The organism is Paenibacillus sp. JJ-223, from assembly GCF_927798175.1.
Classification (GTDB): Bacteria; Bacillota; Bacilli; order Paenibacillales; family Paenibacillaceae; genus Paenibacillus; species Paenibacillus hubeiensis.
The window spans coordinates 1-1,372 of sequence record NZ_CAKMMP010000037.1 but is presented as its reverse complement, the minus strand read 5'-3'; the positions used below and the strand labels follow the sequence as shown (position 1 = coordinate 1,372).

The 1,372-nt window shown below is 54.5% G+C and carries 1 rRNA gene; it reads right to left on the bottom strand.

Annotated features, from left to right (window positions below):
• Positions 1-1,372 (bottom strand): 23S ribosomal RNA (locus L6H98_RS31140); the annotation flags it as partial.

Genomic DNA, 1,372 nt, shown 5'->3' with positions numbered 1-1,372 from the left:
TTGGATAAGCCCTCGACCGATTAGTACTGGTCAGCTCCATGCATTGCTGCACTTCCACCCCCAGCCTATCTACCTCGTCGTCTTCAAGGGGTCTTACTAATTGGGAAATCTCATCTTGAGGGGGGCTTCACGCTTAGATGCTTTCAGCGCTTATCCCGTCCGTACATAGCTACCCAGCGGTGCTCCTGGCGGAACAACTGGTACACCAGCGGTACGTCCATCCCGGTCCTCTCGTACTAAGGACAGCTCCTCTCAAATTTCCTACGCCCACGACAGATAGGGACCGAACTGTCTCACGACGTTCTGAACCCAGCTCGCGTACCGCTTTAATGGGCGAACAGCCCAACCCTTGGGACCTACTTCAGCCCCAGGATGCGATGAGCCGACATCGAGGTGCCAAACCTCCCCGTCGATGTGGACTCTTGGGGGAGATAAGCCTGTTATCCCCAGGGTAGCTTTTATCCGTTGAGCGATGGCCCTTCCATGCGGTACCACCGGATCACTAAGCCCGACTTTCGTCCCTGCTCGACTTGTAGGTCTCGCAGTCAAGCTCCCTTATGCCTTTGCACTCTTCGAATGATTTCCAACCATTCTGAGGGAACCTTTGGGCGCCTCCGTTACTCTTTAGGAGGCGACCGCCCCAGTCAAACTGCCCACCTGACACTGTCCCCGTACCCGATCAGGGCACCAGGTTAGAACCTAGATACGATCAGGGTGGTATCCCAACGGTGCCTCCACACAAGCTGGCGCTCATGCTTCTCAGGCTCCCACCTATCCTGTACAGATCGTACCCAAATTCAATATCAAGCTGCAGTAAAGCTCCATGGGGTCTTTCCGTCTTGTCGCGGGTAACCTGCATCTTCACAGGTATTAAAATTTCACCGGATCTCTCGTTGAGACAGCGCCCAAGTCGTTACGCCATTCGTGCGGGTCAGAATTTACCTGACAAGGAATTTCGCTACCTTAGGACCGTTATAGTTACGGCCGCCGTTTACTGGGGCTTCGGTTCACAGCTTCGGGATTACTCCCTAACCGCTCCCCTTAACCTTCCAGCACCGGGCAGGCGTCAGCCCGTATACTTCGCCTTACGGCTTCGCACAGACCTGTGTTTTTGCTAAACAGTCGCTTGGGCCTTTTCACTGCGGCCCCCTCGTGCTATTCACACTACCGGGGCACCCCTTCTCCCGAAGTTACGGGGTCATTTTGCCGAGTTCCTTAACGAGAGTTCTTCCGCGCGCCTTAGAATTCTCTTCTCGCCTACCTGTGTCGGTTTGCGGTACGGGCACCTTCATCTGGCTAGAGGCTTTTCTTGGCAGTGTGAGATCATGACCTTCGCTACTGTAATTTTCACTCCCCATCACAGCTCAGCCTT